The sequence below is a fragment of the Cupriavidus sp. 01L46 genome (assembly GCF_056399905.1).
Genome location: NZ_JBFTSF010000022.1, coordinates 1 through 16,257, shown reverse-complemented (window position 1 = coordinate 16,257; position 16,257 = coordinate 1). Strand labels below are relative to the sequence as shown.

At 65.4% G+C, this 16,257-nt stretch carries 12 protein-coding genes and 2 tRNA genes; 2 read left to right on the top strand and 12 right to left on the bottom strand.

From position 1 onward, the window contains the following. Positions 1-24 precede the first annotated feature (24 nt). From AC1DS3_RS06045 to AC1DS3_RS06025, 5 genes are all read right to left on the bottom strand, one after another. Positions 25-3,120: an efflux RND transporter permease subunit gene (locus AC1DS3_RS06045; RefSeq protein ID WP_477126841.1), complete on the bottom strand. Its 3,096-nt coding sequence runs from the start codon at positions 3,118-3,120 to the stop codon at positions 25-27. A 1-nt stretch (position 3,121) separates the two neighbouring features. After that, positions 3,122-4,321, bottom strand: coding sequence for an efflux RND transporter periplasmic adaptor subunit (locus AC1DS3_RS06040; protein WP_441636138.1), 1,200 nt, complete (start codon positions 4,319-4,321; stop codon positions 3,122-3,124). Positions 4,322-4,342: 21 nt separating this feature from the next. Next, positions 4,343-5,665 carry a TolC family protein gene (locus AC1DS3_RS06035; RefSeq protein WP_441636137.1) on the bottom strand — a complete coding sequence of 441 codons (1,323 nt, stop codon included), beginning with the start codon at positions 5,663-5,665 and terminating at the stop codon, positions 4,343-4,345. 575 nt (positions 5,666-6,240) lie between these two features. Further along, complete coding sequence (locus tag AC1DS3_RS06030) at positions 6,241-6,939, bottom strand: transposase (RefSeq protein WP_441636135.1); 699 nt, start codon at positions 6,937-6,939, stop codon at positions 6,241-6,243. A 173-nt stretch (positions 6,940-7,112) separates the two neighbouring features. Then, complete coding sequence (locus AC1DS3_RS06025; RefSeq protein WP_441636133.1) at positions 7,113-7,718, bottom strand: response regulator transcription factor; 606 nt, start codon at positions 7,716-7,718, stop codon at positions 7,113-7,115. An 80-nt stretch (positions 7,719-7,798) separates the two neighbouring features. Between AC1DS3_RS06025 and AC1DS3_RS06020 the strand changes: the two genes are divergently transcribed. Continuing rightward, positions 7,799-9,436 (top strand): sensor histidine kinase, encoded by a 1,638-nt coding sequence (locus AC1DS3_RS06020; protein WP_441636131.1) that lies wholly within the window; start codon positions 7,799-7,801, stop codon positions 9,434-9,436. Positions 9,437-9,651: 215 nt separating this feature from the next. On the opposite strand, the gene AC1DS3_RS06015 is transcribed toward AC1DS3_RS06020, so the two are convergent. The 3 genes from AC1DS3_RS06015 to AC1DS3_RS06005 form a co-directional block, all read right to left on the bottom strand. Beyond that, positions 9,652-9,728: transfer RNA gene (locus AC1DS3_RS06015), tRNA-Asp, on the bottom strand. A gap of 78 nt (positions 9,729-9,806) precedes the next feature. After that, positions 9,807-9,882, bottom strand: a tRNA-Glu gene (locus AC1DS3_RS06010). 426 nt (positions 9,883-10,308) lie between these two features. Next, a complete protein-coding gene (locus AC1DS3_RS06005) occupies positions 10,309-10,710 on the bottom strand; it encodes a hypothetical protein (RefSeq protein WP_441636129.1) in 402 nt (133 codons plus the stop codon). A gap of 162 nt (positions 10,711-10,872) precedes the next feature. Here AC1DS3_RS06005 and AC1DS3_RS06000 point away from each other — a divergent pair, with 162 nt between their 5' ends. Continuing rightward, positions 10,873-11,400: a metal-dependent hydrolase gene (locus AC1DS3_RS06000; RefSeq protein ID WP_441636127.1), complete on the top strand. Its 528-nt coding sequence runs from the start codon at positions 10,873-10,875 to the stop codon at positions 11,398-11,400. Between the two features lie 176 nt (positions 11,401-11,576). On the opposite strand, the gene AC1DS3_RS05995 is transcribed toward AC1DS3_RS06000, so the two are convergent. From AC1DS3_RS05995 to AC1DS3_RS05980, 4 genes are all read right to left on the bottom strand, one after another. Further along, positions 11,577-12,410 carry a hypothetical protein gene (locus AC1DS3_RS05995; RefSeq protein WP_441636125.1) on the bottom strand — a complete coding sequence of 278 codons (834 nt, stop codon included), beginning with the start codon at positions 12,408-12,410 and terminating at the stop codon, positions 11,577-11,579. Positions 12,411-12,675: 265 nt separating this feature from the next. Continuing rightward, positions 12,676-14,082, bottom strand: a complete 1,407-nt coding sequence (locus AC1DS3_RS05990) for an aromatic acid/H+ symport family MFS transporter (RefSeq protein ID WP_477126840.1) — start codon at positions 14,080-14,082, stop codon at positions 12,676-12,678. 98 nt (positions 14,083-14,180) lie between these two features. After that, complete coding sequence (pobA, locus tag AC1DS3_RS05985) at positions 14,181-15,350, bottom strand: 4-hydroxybenzoate 3-monooxygenase (protein ID WP_441636121.1); 1,170 nt, start codon at positions 15,348-15,350, stop codon at positions 14,181-14,183. A 289-nt stretch (positions 15,351-15,639) separates the two neighbouring features. Next, on the bottom strand, positions 15,640-15,930 hold the full coding sequence (locus AC1DS3_RS05980; RefSeq protein ID WP_441636119.1) for a hypothetical protein: 291 nt from the start codon (positions 15,928-15,930) through the stop codon (positions 15,640-15,642). Positions 15,931-16,257: the final 327 nt, after the last annotated feature.

Genomic DNA, 16,257 nt, shown 5'->3' with positions numbered 1-16,257 from the left:
GACCAGCCACTGGTTGGTTCAGGTTCAAATACCTTCAGCCGGCGTCAGCGAGGCCGCGTCCGGGCCGCCCTTGCGCCCGCGATGGCGGTTGACCCAGGCGAACACCACCGGCAGCACCAGCAGCGTCAGCAGCGTGGTGGTCACCATGCCGCCCACGATCACCAGCGCCAGCGGCCGTTGCGCTTCCGAGCCGATGCCGTGCGACAGCGCCGCGGGCAACAGCCCCAGGCCCGCCAGCATGGCCGTCATCACCACCGGGCGCAAGCGCAGCGCGGCGCCTTCGACCACGGCTTCGTGCAGATCCTCGGACTGCGCCAGCCGGTTGACGTAGGAGATCAGGATCACCCCGTCCTGGATCGCGATGCCGAACAGCGACAAGAAGCCGATGCCCGCCGAGATCGATAAGGTCTCTCCCGCGATATGCAGCGCCAGCAAGCCACCGATGGCGGCGAACGGCACGTTCAGCACCACCATCAGCGCATCCTTGAAGTTGCCGAAGGTGCTGTACAGCAGCAGGAAGATCACCAGGATGGTCAGCGGCACGATCACCGCCAGCTTCTTCTGCGCGATCTTCATCTGGTTGAACTGGCCATCCCAGAAGATGCTGTAGCCCGCCGGCAGCGTCACCGCCGCGTTGACCTYGTCCTGCGCCTCGGCCACCGCGCTGCCCAGGTCGCGCCCGCGCACGCCGAACTTGATGGCGATATAGCGTTTGCCGGTCTCGCGGTAGACAAAGAACGGGCCGTCGGTAGCCTCCACCTTGGCCACCATCGACAGCGGAATGCGCTGACCGTCAGGCGTATCCACCAGCAGGCGGCCGATCACGTCCGGGTTGTTGCGTGACTGGTCGTGCAGCCGCACCGAGAGGCCGAAGGTCTTCTCGCCTTCCAGGATGTTGGTCACATTGTCGCCGCCAATCGCGAACTGCACGGCGGACTGGATGTCGCTCACGTTCATGCCGAAGCGCGCGCTCTTCTCGCGGTCCACCGTGATGTTCAGCGTGGGCTGGCCGAGTTCCTTGAAGATGCCAACGTCAGCCAGGCCCGGCACCTTCTTCAGGATGGACTCGACCTCCTTGGCCTTGTCCTGCAGGGTCACCAGGTCGGAGCCGTAGATCTTCACCGAGTTCTCGCCCTTGACCCCGGACAGCGCCTCGTTCACGTTGTCCTGGATGTACTGCGAGAAGTTGTACTCGATGCCCGGGATGCGATCCAGGTGCTTGGACAGGCGTTCCACCACCTGCTGCTTGGTCGCACCCTTGGGCCAGTCGGCCGGGGGCTTGAAGTACAGCGCGTATTCCTGGTTGAACACGCCAGTGGAGTCGGTGCCGTCGTCCGGCCGGCCAATCTGCACCGACACGGTTTTCACCTCGGGCTGCTGGCGGAAGAAGCCGCGCAGGTCGCGCGAGATGGACGCCGAATAGTCGAGATCCACGGTGTTGGGCAGCGTGATGCGCAGCCACAGGTTGTTCTCCTCCAGCGTGGGCAGGAACTCGGTGCCAAGGTAGCGCGAGCTGTACAGCGTGCCGGCCAAGCCGATGAACGCAGCCAGGAACACCAGGCCGGGTTTCTTCAGCAGCTTGCGCAGCAGGGGCTTGTAGGCGCGCAGGATCACCGCGATGAACTTCGGCGAGTGCGGCCGCAGCGAGCCGCGGAACACAAAGGACGTCACCGCCGGCACGAAGGTCAGTGCCAGCACGATCGAGGCCAGCAGCGCGAAGCCCATGGTGAAGGCCATCGGCTTGAAGATGATGCCTTCCACCCCGCCCATGAAGAACAGCGGCGAGTAGGCCACGATGATGATGCCGGTGGAGAAGATCATGGCGCGCTGGACCTCGCTGGTGGCCTTGACGATGCCATCCTCCACGTTGGTCTCGCCCTCCTCCAGGTGGCGCATGATGTTCTCCATCACGATCACCGCCGCGTCCACGATCAGCCCGAAGTCGATCGCCCCTAGCGAGATCAGGTTGGCCGGCACCTTGAAGTGGGCCATGTTGATGAACGACACGCACAGCGCCAGTGGGATCACCGCCGCCACCACCGCTGCGGCGCGGAAGCTGCCGAGGAAGATGAACAGCACGATCAGCACCAGCGAGATGMCGACAAACAGCGCATGCTCGACGGTACCCATGGTGATGTCGAGCAGGTTCTGCCGGTCATAGAACGTCTTGACCTGGATACCCTTGGGCAGCACGTTCTGGTTGATGTCGGCGATCTTGTCGCGCACCCGCGCCAGGACCTCGGTGGCGTTCTCGTCGCGCTTCATCAGCACGATGCCTTCGACGATATCGTCGTACTGGTCGAACTGCACCATGCCCAGGCGCGGCGTGTTGCCCACCCGCACCTCGGCAATATCGCGCACCCGCACCGGCACGCCGCTGGACACCGACACGGTGACGTTGCGGATGTCGTCGAGCGTTTGCAGCAGACCCACGCCGCGCACCACGAACTGCTGCTCGCCGGCCTTCATCAGGCCGCCGCCGGTGTTGGCGTTGGCGTTCGACACCGCATCCACCACCTGCTTGAGCGAGAGCCCATAGGCCTGCAGCTTCTCGGGCGTCGGCACGATCTGGTATTGCTTGACCTTGCCGCCAAAGGCGGTGATGTCGGCCACGCCCGGGACGTGCTTGATTTCCTTGTAGACGTTGTAGTCCTGGTAGGTCTTCAGCGTGGTCACGTCGATGCCGTCGGCCTCGATCCGGTAGCGCAGGATTTCGCCGGTGGCGTCGCCGTCCGGGGACAGGTTGGGCTGCACGCCCGGCGGCAGGTTGGCTTGCGACAGGTAGGTGACGAAGTTCTGGCGGGCCTTGAAGTTATCCACGCCCTCCTTGAACTTGACGGTCACAACCGACAGCCCGAACAGCGAGACCGAGCGGAAGGACTGCACGTCCGGCACGCTGGCCAGCGCGTTCTCCACCGGGATCGTGATCTGCTGCTCGACCTCCACCGTGCTGCGGCCAGGCCACTGCGTAATGGCCTGCACCGTGACCGGCGCCACGCCCGGGTACGCCTGCAGCGGCAGCTGCAGGAAGCTCAGCACGCCGGCCGCCAGCAGGCCAACGGCCAGGAAGACGATCACCAGGCGCCGCTTGAGGATGCTTCTGATAGGCGAGAAGACCATCTCAGGCCTCCTGCTTGAGCAGCATTTCGTTGAGCAGCATGCCGCCCTGCGTCACCACCCGCACCGACGCGCCGGCCGGCACGCCTTCGGTGACCTGGAAGGTGCCATCGCTACGTGGCGTGCCCTGCACGGCCACGCGCTCGATGTGCTTGTCGTCCGGCTGCGTCATCAGGTAGAGCTTGCCCTGGTCCTTGACGATGGCCGATTGCGGCACCACCAGCGCCTGCGCGCTGCCGGTGACGATGCGCGCCGTGGCGTACATCTCCGGCTTGAGCGTGCCATCCGGGTTGGGCACGTCGCAGCGCACTTGCAGGGTGTGCGTATCGGCGTCGACATTGGGCGCGATAAAGCTGACGCGCCCGCGGTAGTGCCGGCCCGGGTAGGCCGGGGTCTCGATCTCGATGACCTGGCCCAGGCGCACGTTCTTGATGTCGTTCTCGTACAGGTTGCCGGTGAACCAGATCGAGCGGGTGTCGATGATGCTCATCAGCGAATCGCCGACGTTAAGGTAGGAGCCGGGGTCCATGTCGCGCTTGACGATGGTGCCGCCGATCGGCGCGCGGATGGTCAGCGTGTCGGAAGCCACGCCGCGCTCGCGGATGCGGGCGATGTCCTCGGTGGTCGCGCCCAGCACGCGCAGCTTGTTCTCGGACGACTGCATGGTCAGGCGGGCATCGTCCACCAGTTCCTTCAGGTCGCTGTTGTTGAGCGTCTTGAAGGCGTTATGCGAGAGCAGGAATTCGTTCTGCGCGGAGATGTACTCGGGCGAGTACAGCTCGGCCAGCGGCTGGCCGGCACGCACCACGGCCCCCTCGAACACCAGGATGCGCTCGACGCGGCCGGCCACGCGGGCCGAGGCCAGCTTGGCCTGCTGCACGTTGTAGGCCAGCTTGCCGGGCGTGGGCGTGTCGACCGTCACGGCTTGCGCGCTGAACACCGCGGACTTGACCGCGTTCGGGTCGAAGCCGCCTTCAGGCAGCGTCAGCAGCGACGGCACGCGGCGCGGTTTCGCCGTCTCGGGCTTGGCGTAGGGCGCGGCCATGCCGGCCTTGCCGGCTCGCTCCGCCTGTTGTGCCCGTTGGGCCTGTTGTGCCTGTTGTGCCTGTTCGGGCTGTTGTGCCAGGGCCCAGTATTTCCCGCCCCAGATACCGCCGGCGAGGACCACCACGAAGCCGGCACCGATCATCAGATTCTTGTTCATAGGTTCAAGGCCTCGCGACCGTCAGAATTTCTCTTGTCCCAGCGCGGCGGCGAGGGTGTAGTACGCCTGGCGCGCATCGGATTCGGCCTGGGTCACGGCCAGCTCGGCATTCTTGAGCGCGGAACTGGCGGTCAGCAGATCGGTGAAATCGGCGTTGTTGTTGGCGTAGTTGGTGAAGGCCATCTTGTAGGCCGTCATGGCCTCCGGCAGTTGCCGCTGGCGCAGGAACTCCGCCTGGTTCACCGACTGGCGCAGGTTGTTGTGCGCGGTATCCACGGCCAGCAGCGTCTGCTGGCGCACCGACTGGTCATTGGCGTCGGACGCCACCTTGTTGGCCACGGCTTCATCCACCCCGTACTTCTCCTTGGTGAAGAAGAACAGCGGGATGATCACGTCGAACTCGATGCCGTAGCTGGCCGGCTTGAAGCCCAGCGGCGGGTTGCTGCCGTTGAAGGTGCCGATGATCTGGAAGTCCGGCAGGTAGGCCTTGCGGGCCAGGCGCACGCCCTTCTCGGCCGCTTCCACCAGGAAGCGTGATGTCCGCACATTGGGATGATCGCGCAGCGCCATGTCTTCCAGCTCGGGCAACGGCGTGGGCGGCAGGCGCGCCGCGCTGGCGTCCGGGCGCAGCTCCAGCGGGAACTCGGGGTTCTTGCCGATCAGCGTGTTGATGGCCTTGAGCGCGTTGTCATGCTGGCGCTCCAGGCCAAACATATCGTTCTGCGCGCTGCTCTGTGCCACTTGGGCGTTGAGGTAGTCCACATAGCCCGCCGCGTTGTTGGCGTAGCGGATGCGTGCCACCTGCTTGACCTGCTCCAGCCGCTTGAGGTTCAGGCGCAGCACATCGAGCTGCGCCTTCTGCGCCAGCGCCTGGAAGTAGGTCGTGCTCAATTGCGCGTAGAGCTGCAGGTACAGGGCGTCGCGCTGCGCGTCGATCGATTCGGCTTGCGTGTTGGCGATATCGGCGGCCAGCGCCTTCTTGCCGGGGAACGGGATCGACTGCGTGAGCGTATAGCTGAAGCTCTCGGCGCGCGCCAGCGCCAGCGGGCTGTTCTTGGGCAGGTTGCCCCAGATAAAGCCCACCTGCGGGTTGTTTGGCGCGGCGATCTGCGGCACCGTGGCCTTGGCCGCCATATAGAGCGAGCGCGCCTGGATCAGTTGCGGGTTGTTGGCGCGCAACTCCTCCGACAGCTCCCACAGCGAGAACCCGGGGCCAACGAGGCCCTTTGTTTTTTCTTCGGCACTGAGCGTGGCCGCCGGCGTGGCGCTCGCGCCGGCGCCGCGCGGCGCCGCCTGATCCCACCCGCTGGCTGGCGCTTTGCCGGCAGCAGGCGCTTTTTGCACAGGCGGAACAAGCGGGACCGGATCGGTATCTCCGCTCAGTTGAACACCCCATGCGACCCGAGCCGAAAAGGCCAGGATGACGGCTGCTCCAACTTTTCTATTAGTTGGTTTTTTAATCATAAACACTCCCATCGCTACTTGTAACAGTTATGACAGGGCAAGCTTTCAATTGCCCTTCCAGAACATTGAAAATGGCTTTCGGAAATTTAGTGGATTACCCGCATGGAGTATTGGGGTAAAGCGTCGAAAATTCCGGATGGAGATGGCGAAATGCGCAATCGAAATCCATCGGATTGCCATGTCCTGTCGCAAGCCGGTCAGTGTGTTTTGACGCGTGTTGGCGCTTGTTCGTGTGCGATTCCCAGCAAAATTGGGGGGCGAAGGAGAAGGCGGCCGGGACTATCTATTTCGCGGTGCGCTTTATATCAGGCGTGCGAAATTAATAGATGCCTGTATTTAAAGGAGACAGAATATCCACATCGAAATAAATTCAGATCGATGGTATTGAGAGTTAAATCAGGTCGAGGATAGATTGAAAGAGGATCCCGCCTTTCCTTGGGCTGTTTTATTCCATGCTAATGCGCCATCTGTTCGCATAGCGGGCACACCCGGATCAACAGGGGCGCGCTTTCCATCTCGGCGAGCGCGTCGCTATCGTCGGAGGCGATGGTGCATTTGCATTTGCATTCGCGCGCCGCGCTTGCGGGCTCGCCGCGGGTGCTTGCCGGCAGGACAGCGTAGCGCACGCCTAGCTGCACGCGCCGCTCCCAGTCGCCTTGCCGATCCAGTTTCAGCAGCCACAAGCGGGCCTGGATCGACCAATGCCTGACGGTTTCGCTTTTGATCCCCAGGCGCCGCGCCGCTTCGGCGACCGACACCTGCTGGGAGGCCAGGTTGAAGAAGGCCTCCGCCTTGTCCTCCAGCCTGAGCCGCGCCATGGGCGTGCCGGTCAGCCGGCTGAAGCGCTGGCGGCAGCCGGCGCAATGAAAGAGCGGCAGGCCGCTGCCATCGATGCCGTCAAAGGTCGACTTGCGGGCGCGGCAACGCGGGCACTGCGGCGGGCGGTGGCTCGCGCTTTGCAGCTTGCGCCACGCGGCCAGCAGGAAGGCGGTCAGGTCGGCATCGGAGGTGCCTGCCGCGCCGCCTGCGCGCACATGGATCAGCGTCGTGGCGCGGCGCTGATCATCCGCATGGGGATACACAGGCGCGCTCGCGCGGCTGGCGGTGGGATCAACCTCGGTTCGCGTGGGTCGTTGCTGCTGAAGTCTGCTCATATCGTCGGCGCGGGTAGATCCGGCCATGACGCCGTGGACCCCGGGGCTGGCGCCCTGGTCGCAAAATCCCGCTAACCCGTGTTCCGGGAGCGATGAAATTGCGCCGATTCTATGAGGATTGGCCGCCGCCGAGTACTGTGATTGATCACAGTAGGCCGGGCGGCGCCGCGCTGCTAGGGCTTGATGATGCCGGCGGACGCGGCCTTGACGACCGCTTCGATGCGGGTGGCCACGCCGAGTTTCAGGCGTGCGTTGTCAATGTGGAAGTCGACCGTGCGCTTGGACAGGCCCAGGATGGTGGCGATCTCGCCCGAGGTCTTGCCCCGTGCCGACCAAACCAGCGCTTCCACTTCGCGCTCGCTGAGTTGCACGGCAGGCAGGGCCGGCCGTGTGCGCGCAACCCGGGCAAGGCGAGCCTCGACAATGCTGGACAATATGTCGAAATCAACCGGTTTGGTCACGTAGTCGTCGGCCCCGAGCCTGCGCCCCCTGAGCTCGGCCTCGCGCTGCGCCAGTGCCGTGAGGAACACGAAGGGCATGTCGGCAAAGCGCGGCGCCAGCGAAGTGATCTTCTCCAGCAGTTCGAAGCCGGTCATCACTGGCATACTCACGTCGCAAAGGACAAGGTCCGGCGTGTCGCGCAGGATGGCGGCAAAACCTTGCTGGCCGTCGTGCGCGATGTTCACGGCAAAGCCCCGCTCGATCAGCTCTTCGGCGATCAGTGCGGCCGTTTCGGCATCGTCCTCGATGCAGAGGATCTTCCGGCGGGCATCGGTCATGCTGGTCCTTGGTGGCGGCAGCGAGCCGCGTCTTGCGGCCCGCCAACGTACAGCGTAGCGAAATTCTGGATAAAAGTCTTATGAATCACTCGATTCGTCCGGCGCCCGCCAGCCGGCGAGTGCGTCGCGGCCTGGGGCGGCGCCTGGTCGGGCTGCCCGATTCAGTGCCCATGCTCAGGCCGATTCGCGTCCGGCTGTCGCTTGTGTTCGTGCTGTTTCTGCTGCTGGTGGTGGGTGTGGGCCTGTTCGGCATCAACCGGCTCAGCAGCTTTCACAGCGTGTCGGCACAGATCAGCGGCCGCTGGCTGCTGAGCAACCGTATCCTGGGCGACCTCAACAATTATATTTCGGACTACCGCGCGTTCGAGGGCGACGCGCTGATCGCGACGACGCGTGCCGACCTGCGCGCGGCCGAGGGCCAGATCAGCCGGCTGGACGATGTGATCAAGGAGGTCGAGGCCCGCTATGGCAAGATCGAGCACGATCCGGCCGAGCTGGCGCTCTACGAGCAGTTCATGACGCAATGGTCGGCTTACCGGCAACTGGTCGACCGCGTGGTCTCGCTGGCCCACCAGAAAGACACGACGCAGGCCGTGGCGCTCTATCGCGGCGAGTCGCGCCGCGCCTTCGAGCAGGCCAATGGCACGCTGGGCGTGCTGACCGAGCGCAACGTCGTCGGCGCCGCGCAGGCAACCGAGCGCGAGGCGGACGCCTATCACGAGGCCCGGCAACTGATTGCCGGCGTCATCCTGGTGTCGGGCTTGCTCGTGATCGCGGCGGTGATCTATCTGGTCAGGGCGGTGTCGAACCCCATTGCGGGGCTGGTCGAGCGCATGCACCGCATCATGGACAACGATCCTCACGTGGAGATCCCCGGGGCCGGGCGCAAGGATGAGATCGGTGAAATCGCCCGCGCCGTGGTGCGCTTTCGCGACAATACGATCGAACTGGAGCGCAGCAAGGCGGCGCTGGCCGCCCAAACCACGATGCTGCTGGACACGCTGGAAAACGAGCGGCGCCTGGCAGTGCTCCAGCGCAATTTCGTCTCGATGGCCTCGCACGAGTTTCGCACGCCGCTCAATGTGATCGACGGCCACGCGCAGCGGCTCATGCGCATGAAGGAGGCGCCGAGCGCCGAAGTCCTCGGCGAGCGCTGCGGGCGGATCCGGGTTGCCGTGCGGCGCATGACCAACCTGATCGACCACCTGCTCGATTCCTCGCAACTGCTGGACGGCGGGCGCCTTGCCACGCTGCAAGGCGTCGACTTCTCACTGACCCTGCTGCTGCACGAAGTCTGCGAGATGCACCGCGAGAGTTCCCCCGCGGCCGTCATCGAGGAGATCATCGACCCGGGCTTGAACGAGATCTTCCATGGCGACGCCAAGCTGCTGTTCCAGGCCTTCAGCAACCTTGTCGGCAACGCGATCAAGTACTCGCCCGCAGGCACCCCGGTCACCGTGCATATTTCCGGCGGCCCCGACATGATGCGCGTGTCCGTGTCCGATCACGGCCTGGGCATCCCGGACAAGGACCGCGAGCATATCTTCGAGCGATTTGTGCGCGGCGGCAATGTCGCCGGCACGGCAGGCGCAGGCGTTGGCCTCTACCTGGTCAGGCTGGCGGTCGACCTGCACCAGGGCGAGGTCGTGGTCACCAGCAAGGAAGGGCAGGGGGCGAGCTTCGTGGTCAGGCTGCCGCGCGCGGCGGCATTGGGCTGAAGGCGTGGGCGGGGCGGCATGGCGGTGCGCAGGTGTGCGTCGCTCGGCCTGATCTGCAGGCACTGGTGCCGGCGTTAGCGCTCCGCGCAGACGCCGGGCGGCGCCTTCAAATGCGACTCGCGCCGGGTGCCGCATCAAGGGCAGGCATTCCGGATCTGGAATAAAAAAAGGGCTTGCTGCTATTTCGATTGCAGCAAACCCTTACTTATACTGACTGGCGGAGTGGACGGGACTCGAACCCGCGACCCCCGGCGTGACAGGCCGGTATTCTAACCAACTGAACTACCACTCCGCAGTGGCTGTGGAACCCGCTTGTTGCGGTTTCCGACGCTCGTGTTGAGGCTGCGCTTGGTGGCGTTGCTCTCGAAACTGGCGTCCCCAAGGGGATTCGAACCCCTGTACTCACCGTGAAAGGGTGATGTCCTAGGCCTCTAGACGATGGGGACTGAGACTTGCTCGCTACGTCATGTACATTTCGTGTCGCGAGGGGCGCGATTATAGCGCCCTTTTTTCGCGATGGGAAGCCCCTGTTTATTCTCCCTCGCAAATCGTCAAACGGCGCGCGCATCGCATAGCCGTATTTGCCAAGACAGGCGGCAGGGGCATGRCCACSCATGCAGTCCATGCGGGATCGCCTGCGTCTCGCGTTGGCTCTCGCACCGACTCTCGACACCACTGCCATGCCGACCCACTCCCATCCAGCCGGCCGCCTGATCGGCCCCACCGCCATCGGCGCCTTCGCGCTGCTGCTGGTGTGGTTCGGCTTTGCCACGCTGCCGGCCGCGGCCGCGCTCATCATCGGCGGCGCGGCGTTCGCGATGACCGGCCGGCGCACGTCCGCGCGCCTTCAATCGGCCTGGTCCCCATGCGCGTCATTGGCGCCGCCGCTCGCGCATGGGGCCGTCGGCGTCGATGCTGCCGCCCGCGCTAAGCGGCCCATCGACGTTGACCGGCCCGTTGACCAGCATGTTGCCTTCCACCACCAAGGGCCCGTGCACGGTGAGCGGGCCGTGAAACACCTTTTGCCGCCCTGCGCCAGGCGGCTGTCCATAGACCGGTGGGCGATTGGCAAACCAGGCCGCGGTCAGCGGGCCGTGCGCAAGGACGCTGCCATCCACGGTCAGCGTGCCATGGACGGTGAGGGGGCCTTCCACCACCAGCGAGCCGCCGATGGTGAGCGGCCCGGATTCCACCGGCTGCCCATGCGCCGCCACGGCTAGCCACAGGGATGCCGCCAGGATTGCGCGGGCCTGCCGGGCAATTTGCGATCTCATGACACCTCCCAAGGTGCGCGGCGCGTTTGCCGCAAGCAACTTCCAACTTAGCGCGCGCGGCGCATAGGTGCAAGCCGCGCTCCGCGCCCTGTTCTTTTGCGGTGCGATCTGCCACCATTGCGCCCCCTTCATTTCACGGCTCCCGATGAGCGCATCTACGTAATGGCTTCCAGCAAAGCACACCACGCCACCGGATGGGCGGCAGGCCTGATCGCCGCCGCGGTGGTCGCCCAGTCCGGTGCCGGCGGCCCGTATCACATGTCCGCGGTGCTTGCCTTTTTCGCGGGCGTGGCCGGCGGCGGCGCGCCCGACTGGCTGGAGGTTGCCTGGTGGTCCAGGTCCCGCCGGCTGTGGATCACGCACCGTACCTGGACGCACTGGGGCATCGCCTGGCTGGCGCTGCTGGTGTTCGCGCACCGCGCCCTGGGCGCGCATGCGCTGGCCGCGCCGGCATTCGGGTTTGCCTGTGGCGGGCTGATGCACTTGCTGGCCGATTGGCCCAACCCACTCGGCGTGCCCTGGATTCTCGGGCGGCATTCGCTGAACTGGTGGAAGAGCGGACGATGCGACCTGCTGGTGGTTGCGGCCTCGTGGATGGGCGCACTGGCGTTGTCGCGCCACGTCTGGTTCCACGGCACGCACGGGCTGGACCTGTTCCAGTACTTGCGGGCCTGGCACCTGCGGGTTTGAATGGCTGGGCGCAAGCGCCCGCACAAAAAAAGAGGCGGCCACAAGGGGCCGCCGATCGGGAATGTCGAGGGAGGCAATTCCCTCACAGAAGGCTAACGGCGCGCCAAAGTGCCAAATGAACCCCACCGACGTGGGGTGATGGCTTCGGCATATCGGGAAGTGGCCGATGGCCGGCTTCAAGCCTCCAGGCAGGTCTGCGCCGTGCCGGGCTGGCTCGCGTCCGCAGCATGCTGCCTTTGCCGGCACACTGCCGCCACCAGTTCGTCATGCGCGGCGTCGAGCCACGCGGTGCGATGGCGCACAGGGTCTCGCGGGGAGAGTGCGTCGACGCTGACCTCGCGCAGGAAGTACTTCACCATGCTGCCCGCGCGCGCGGGCACGGGCAGCATGCCCAGCAGTTGCCGGCGCTGCAGCAGGCCGCGGTCGACGGCATGGCCCAGCGCGGCCCACGCAGTGCGCCCCAGCGCCAGGTAGAGCGCCTGGTCATCCATCTGCCTGAGCGCGCCGAGGAACAGGTTCTCGAACACCCTGCGCAGCATCGGCACCGCCATCAGCTCTTCCAGGTCGCCATCGAAAGCCAGGCCGCGCCGCGTGGTGGCATAGGGCAGCAAGGCCAGCGGCTGCAGCCGCTCGAAACCATCATCCCAAAGCGATACGGCGTCGGGCAGCCCGACCAGTTGCGCGATGCCGAAATGATCCAGCATGCGAATCAGGTTGGGCCGCACGAGCGGGCCGCCAAGTTCCACGCGCCGTTTGTTCTCGCGCTGGATGGTGCGCCCGGGCGCATGCCGCTGCAGCAGGCTCTCGGTCAGCTCCGCCGCCAGCTGCACGTGGGTGTGCCCGGGCGTGGTGCTCACCAATATCAGCCGAGCGCGCTCATGGCTGTGCTCGAACGGCACGTAGCACATCGCGTAGATGCCATCGCGAGCCACCAGCACTGGTTTGTCGATCACGGCCGTTGCCGCTGCGCGCCGGATGCGTGCGCAGTACTCTTCCAGGTAATTCGCCAAAATGTCCCCGCCTCACCACGATTTCTCTCTGGTACAGCCGCCCTGTAACCGGGCTTACCTTTGCTAGCATGGTAGGCGGCGGCCGGGCGGCAGGCAAAGCGGGCGGTGCCGTTTCCTGCCTGTGGCAACACAGGGTGTGTGGGCCAGCGAACCAACCGTGCGGGTACACCATCCCAATGATGGATGGACGCAACCGGGCTACCCGGGCATTCGTGGCGAGTTCATGGCGAATATCGGATCGAAGGTTTGAAGGCGGGCGCGGCGATCAGTGCGCGGCATCGTGCTGGCCAATGGCAGGGCGCGCCGCGGTGCGTGGCCGCGCCGAGGCGATCAGCAGCGCGGCGGTGGCAACAAATGCAGGCAGCGAGAGCAGGCCGAAGATCTTGCCGAAGCTCCATCCCAATCCCAGGATCTGCGCGCCCAGCAGCGCGCCGACGATGCCGCCAAAGCGCCCAATGCCCAGCATCCAGGCCACGCCGGTGGCCCGGCATTGCGTGGGATAGAAGCCGGCGGCCAGCGTGGGCATCGAGGATTGCGCGCCGTTCATGCAGGTGCCGGCGGCAAACACCAGTATGCCGAGCAGGAACACGTCCCCGGCGCCGTGGCCCACTGCATAGACCAGCGCGCCAGTCAGTGCGTAGGTGCCGGCCACGATGCGCCACGGATGGCCGCGGTCCATCAGCCAGCCCACGGTCAGCGTACCGATGCCGCCGCCCAGCGGGAAGAGCGCGGTGATGAGCGCGGCCTTCTCGATGGGGTAGCCCGCGTCGGCGAACAGCGTCGGCAGCCAGCTCGTCAGCAGGTAGAAGATCAGCAGCCCCATGAAGTACGTTGTCCACAGCAACACGGTGCCGGTGCGGAACTGCGGCATCAGGATGGTGCGCAGCGAGGAAGCGCCGGTAGGCGCGGCCTCTTGCACGTGAAAGTGCTCGTCTGCGCGCAGCACGCCCGGGTGCACCTTGGACAACGCGGCGGCGATGCGCGCGTCCGGGGCCTTGCGCGCCACCAGGAAACGCACGGACTCCGGCAGGAAGAGGATCAGCAGCACGGCCAGCAGCAGCGGCGCTACGCCGCCCACCAGCAGGACCGAATGCCAGCCATAGTGCGGAATCAGCCAGGCCGCGGCAAAACCCCCGGCCGAGGAGCCCAGCGTAAAACCGCAGAACATGGCGTTGACCGCCAGCGAGCGGCGCCGCGTGGGCGCGTACTCCGACATCAGCGTGACTGCATTCGGCATGGCCGCGCCCAGGCCAAGGCCGGTCAGGAATCGCAGGACGGTGAGCGCTTCGAGCGAGCTCGAGAAGGCCGATGCCACACTCCAGCCGCCGAAGCACAGCACCGAGCCGACCAGCACGCCCTTGCGGCCAAAGCGGTCGRCCAGCGGCCCCGCCACCAGCGCGCCGGCAGCCAGGCCGAACAAGGCCGCGCTCATCACCGGCCCGAGATGGGCGCGGCTGACGCCCCATTCCTTGGCCAGCATCGGCGCGATAAAACCGATCGCCGCGGTGTCGAAGCCATCGGCCGCGACAATCAGGAAGCACAGGATCAGGATGATCCACTGGAAGCGCGAGAACGGCTGGCTGTCGATGAACTGCTGGACGTCGATGCCGGCGCCGGGATGGCGCGCACGGTCAGGGGAGGCGGCCGGCTGGCCGCTGGTTGGGGGCGTCATGGTGCGGGTCTCCTGCTATGCCGCTCGTTGGCGGCGAATGCTCTGGTTTTCTTGGTATCTCAAGGCGTGCCGCATGGCCGCGCGCGTATTGAGCGGTTTCAATACGGCAGGCCGACGTAGTTCTCCGCCAGCGACATCTGGGCGGCGTGCGAGCCAGTGAGGTAGTCCAGCTCGGCTTGCTGGATGCGCAGCGCGAAGTCATCGGCATCGGGGAAGCGATGCAAGAGCGATGTCATCCACCACGAGAAGCGCTCCGCCTTCCAGACCCGGCACAGGCATTTCTGCGAGTACGCGTCCAGCTCGCTGGCATCGTCGTGCAGGTAGCGCGCGATCAGGCCGTCGGCCAGGTAGAGGACATCGCTGGCGGCCAGGTTCAGTCCCTTGGCGCCGGTCGGTGGCACGATATGCGCGGCGTCGCCTGCCAGGAACAGGTTGCCGAAGCGCATCGGCTCGCACACAAAGCTGCGCAGCGGCGCGATGCTTTTTTCGATGCTCGCGCCCGTCACCAGCGCCTCGGCGGCGCCGGCGTCGAGCCGGCTGCGCAGCTCGTCCCAGAAGCGTTGATCGGACCAGTCCTCGACCCGTTCGTCGGCGCTCACCTGCACGTAATAGCGGCTACGCGTGAGCGAGCGCATGCTGCACAGCGCGAAACCGCGCTCGTGGCTCGCGTAGATGAGTTCATCCGCCACCGGCGGCGTGTCGGCGAGCACGCCGAGCCAGCCGAAGGGATAGACCCGCTCGAAGATGCGCTTGGACGGCTCGGGCACGCTGCGCCGCGTGACGCCATGAAAGCCGTCGCAGCCAGCGATGAAATCGCAGCGCAGTTCGTGCTGCTGGCCGTCCTTGCGATACCGCACCACGGGCGTGGCCGTATCGAAATCGTGCACGCTGACATCTTGCGCGTCGTAGATGGTGACGGCATTGCCGGCTTGCCGGGCAGCCATCAGGTCGCGCGTGACTTCAGTCTGGCCGTAGACCGTGACCGAGCGGCCAATCAACGCGTGGAAGTCGATGTGGTGGCGCTTGCCGCCATAGGACAGTTCGATGCCATGGTGGACCAGGCCGTCGTGCTGCAGCCGCTGCGCCACGCCAGCGCGCTCCAGCGCATCGGCGGTCACGCTTTCAAGGATGCCGGCGCGGATACGGCCAAGGATGTAGTCGGGGCTGCGTTGCTCGACGATAACCGCATCGATGCCCGCTTTTGCGAGTAGCTGCCCGAGCAGCAAGCCGGCGGGGCCGGCGCCGATGATGGCGACTTGTGTGCGCATCGCGTGTCTCCTGGTGCGGGATGGGGATTGTTATTGAACGTAACTATTGAACGTAACAATAGCGGCGCCAGGGACGGGAGGGAATAGACGGAACGAACCATCAACAGGACAAAACGAACATCCGTATCTGGCGTGGAATATGCCGGAATATCCTGTCGATGTTGGGGAAAACCCTAGTTTTTGATTGAATTTGGCTGGAATTGTGATATTTGCCAGTGTGTGCGGCGACGCGTCCGAGGGCGCCATCCGCGCGCGACGGCCTTCACATTCCGTACATGCGCGCCGCGCTTCAACGGCCCGAGCGTTGTTCCTTGCGGCAAGCCTTGCAGATGTGTTCAAGGCCGTCCCGGCGGCGTGTGTCCCGCGCGAAGAATTCGCCGTCAGCCGGCCAGTGCTCTGCGCAGTGGCGGCACAGCTTGAGCAGGCCGATATCGGACATCAGGACGTCGGCGCAGGCAACGTTCGCCCGTGCGGCGCGAGCACGGCGCGCGGGGCTCGTGCGCGGTGCTGGCGTGTCTTGCATGGCGCCTGCGGTGAGGGCGCCGTGGCTCTCGCGCGGCATGGCGGCGTGATCGTACATGGTCTCTCCTTGCCTTCGGAATGGGGAAATGGGGAAATGAGGAAAATGGGCCAGTGATGATTGGGGTGCGCAGCCGGATCCGGCCGCGCCRCTGAAATACCCCGTTACGAAATGGCGTGTGGCCGAGGGTCCGATAGCCCGGTGAATCGGTGGCAGAGCGGTGAGATGCCTGCCCGCGCGCTGTTGTGGCTTACTGGGACAACATGCCCGCGCAGGCCATCAGCAGCCATCYGATGGCGGTACATCCGCCCAGCCAGCCGAGCAGTACCAACGCGATGGTGGACCACTTCATCGGGGCCGCCGCGCTTGTGCGGCAGGAAGCTGGCT

Bases quoted from the DNA above. Each gene is read 5' to 3' on its own strand.
- AC1DS3_RS06025 (WP_441636133.1), bottom strand. From the start codon at position 7,718: ATGACCGATGCCCGCCGGAAGATCCTCTGCATCGAGGACGATGCCGAA.
- AC1DS3_RS06020 (WP_441636131.1), top strand. From the start codon at position 7,799: ATGAATCACTCGATTCGTCCGGCGCCCGCCAGCCGGCGAGTGCGTCGC.
- AC1DS3_RS06005 (WP_441636129.1), bottom strand. From the start codon at position 10,710: ATGAGATCGCAAATTGCCCGGCAGGCCCGCGCAATCCTGGCGGCATCC.
- pobA (WP_441636121.1), bottom strand. From the start codon at position 15,350: ATGCGCACACAAGTCGCCATCATCGGCGCCGGCCCCGCCGGCTTGCTG.
- AC1DS3_RS06030 (WP_441636135.1), bottom strand. From the start codon at position 6,939: ATGAGCAGACTTCAGCAGCAACGACCCACGCGAACCGAGGTTGATCCC.
- AC1DS3_RS06000 (WP_441636127.1), top strand. From the start codon at position 10,873: ATGGCTTCCAGCAAAGCACACCACGCCACCGGATGGGCGGCAGGCCTG.
- AC1DS3_RS05980 (WP_441636119.1), bottom strand. From the start codon at position 15,930: ATGTACGATCACGCCGCCATGCCGCGCGAGAGCCACGGCGCCCTCACC.
- AC1DS3_RS06040 (WP_441636138.1), bottom strand. From the start codon at position 4,321: ATGAACAAGAATCTGATGATCGGTGCCGGCTTCGTGGTGGTCCTCGCC.